The following is a 2,335-nucleotide window of genomic DNA, read 5'->3' as shown; positions in this document are numbered from 1 at the left end:
AAAATAGGCTTTTCGAGGGTAATTCTTGTTTTAATTCTCCATGTACGCAGTCTTTAAAAGCCTCTATTTCGTTCCAAGACACGATTAAGAGTGGCTTTTAGGCTAAGTATAATTACTTATCGCGTAAGTGAGATGCTCCCGATTTAATTATAGTAGTTATCTTAATAGTGAGGTAGAAAGTTTTCGTTTTGGGGAATCAGTGGTCGATACCAAATTAGGTTACAATTCTTGAGGGGAAACACTGTCAATGGGGGGGGATGACAGCATTGTACTATCATCCCCTGTCGGGGGGTTAAATCGCTTCGAGGTCTTTTTCTCCGGTACGGATGCGGACGATCTGTCCCACGGGGGAGACAAAGATTTTACCGTCTCCGATTTCACCAGTACGCGCCGCCGAAATCAGCTTATCGACGACCATATCGACTTGGTTATCTTCGACGACGATCTCGATCTTGAGTTTTTGGAGAAATTCGACGGTGTACTCGGAACCGCGATAACGTTCCGATTGACCTTTCTGACGACCGAAACCTCTAACTTCGGAGACGGTCATGCCGACAATGCCCGCGTTAACTAGGGCGATTTTCACCTCTTCAAGTTTAAAGGGTCGGATAATCGCTTCTACTTTCTTCAAAATATCTATCTCCTCGTTGCGTGACGATACTTTACTTTCTTGGTAAATTACCTGTTAATTCTAAACGCAGAATCCCGACAAGAGCGCTTAAAGTCATAATTTCTTCAATTATTGGCCTTGGCCACAGTCTGCCGCCGTGAAAAATTTCCAGGTGGGAATTGGCCCACCCGAAGCCATAAACCAACTAGAGAGATAATCCTAACTGAAGACCAAAAACACCGTGAACTAGCAGTAAAATCAGGGCAATACTGCCGATATAGGCGTGAATAGTCCGGAAAAGTTCTTTTTTGCCGCCAGCGAAGCCAGTAAGGGATAATAATCCATTGAAAGCTAATAAACCGATCGCGGCGGATCCTGTCCAGAAATGGCTGCTTTCCAGGATGGGATGTTTCTGCATGACTAGGGATAAAATACCGCCGGTGTAACCGAGAGCGATAAATAAAAACAGCCAGGGGGCGAGTTTGCGGTGATCAGCCCGATTTTTGGCCACTACTTCCCCATCTTGGCTTAAACGGCTTTGCCAACCGGCATAGGCAGTATAACTACCCATAACTAAAACCACAATTCCCATCATGACTGGATGTCCCCAATGAACGATCGGTTCGGGAGTTCCGAGACTGCGAAAGGCGGCGGCGATCGGCTCTAGCGCATCACTTAAACTTTGATTCATGTTTGTTACCCAACTTTACAAAACCCTTTTGCCTAAGATTTTAGCCGATCTCCGGTCTGGAAAAACTGCGGTTAGCCGAAAAAATGTCAAGCCTTCGCTAAATTTCTTAACATTTCCGCTAGAGATGAGCGGAGAAATATAGAATAAAGGCAGGGGAGACTAGGGATCCCCACGGGGATTAACCCCTAGGAGGGCATTATGACTTATCTGCTCAAAGATCGGCGGTCGGCTGGGAGACTATTAGCTATTTACTTGACAGAATATACCAATAGTGCTAGGGCGCTGGTTTTGGCCTTGCCCCGGGGGGGGGTTCCGATCGCCTTTGAAATTGCCCAAAGGTTACATTTACCCCTAGATCTGTGTTTGGTGCGAAAATTAGGTGTACCAGAGCGAAAAGAGTTAGCTTTTGGGGCGATCGGTCAAGATGGTGTGCGGGTAATCAATGAAAGTATCGTTGACGACTTGCACCTATCGCAGGCGATGATGGAACGGGTAGCAAAGGAAGAAATGATCGAATTAGAGCGACGGGATCGCTTGTATCGAGGGGAGCGACCCTTTCCAGACGTGACGGGAAAAACGATTATTCTAGTAGATGATGGTATCGCTACGGGAGCAACGATCAAAGCGGCGATTCTGACCCTGAAAGCTAGAAACCCCGCTGCTATTATTATTGCCGTTCCTATTGCGCCAGTGGAAGTGTGTGAGCAATTAGAAAAATTAGTCGATCGAGTAATTTGCCTACATAAACCCTACGAATTGAGATCGATTTCTCTTTGGTATGAGGACTTTTCCCAAACCAGCGATGAGGAAGTGCAAACACTGTTGGCCAGCGTCGATAGTTCTTTGATTCAAGTTTAAGGAATTATGAATTATGAATTATGAATTATGGTTCTTGGCTCTTCGTTACTTGCTATGGTTCGATAGGGGGGCATAAATCGACTCAATCCTTATCTGGCAAGAGATTTAATTGATTAGTTCTCTCTAGAGCGAAAACAGTTGACAAAAATAGCAGCAATGTCTGTCTCTATAAGGGT

3 protein-coding genes are annotated in these 2,335 nt (G+C 45.4%); 1 reads left to right on the top strand and 2 read right to left on the bottom strand.

What is annotated here, in order from left to right; all coding sequences use genetic code 11:
* Nucleotides 1-292: 292 nt before the first annotated feature.
* Together ACE1AQ_RS06900 and ACE1AQ_RS06895 are read right to left on the bottom strand one after the other, a co-directional pair.
* Nucleotides 293-631, bottom strand: a complete 339-nt coding sequence (locus ACE1AQ_RS06900; RefSeq protein WP_008197259.1) for a P-II family nitrogen regulator — start codon at nucleotides 629-631, stop codon at nucleotides 293-295.
* Nucleotides 632-815: 184 nt separating this feature from the next.
* Complete coding sequence (locus ACE1AQ_RS06895; protein ID WP_008197262.1) at nucleotides 816-1,301, bottom strand: DUF4079 domain-containing protein; 486 nt, start codon at nucleotides 1,299-1,301, stop codon at nucleotides 816-818.
* A 198-nt stretch (nucleotides 1,302-1,499) separates the two neighbouring features.
* On the opposite strand from ACE1AQ_RS06895, the gene ACE1AQ_RS06890 reads away from it, so the two are divergent.
* The gene (locus tag ACE1AQ_RS06890; protein WP_106909440.1) at nucleotides 1,500-2,159 is read left to right on the top strand and encodes a phosphoribosyltransferase; all 660 of its coding nucleotides are present in this window, start codon (nucleotides 1,500-1,502) and stop codon (nucleotides 2,157-2,159) included.
* Nucleotides 2,160-2,335: the final 176 nt, after the last annotated feature.

This window comes from Microcystis sp. BLCC-F209, assembly GCF_041928595.1.
Classification (GTDB): Bacteria; Cyanobacteriota; Cyanobacteriia; order Cyanobacteriales; family Microcystaceae; genus Microcystis.
The sequence above is the reverse complement of the archived record's forward strand: the minus strand, read 5'-3'. Positions and strand labels throughout refer to the sequence as shown.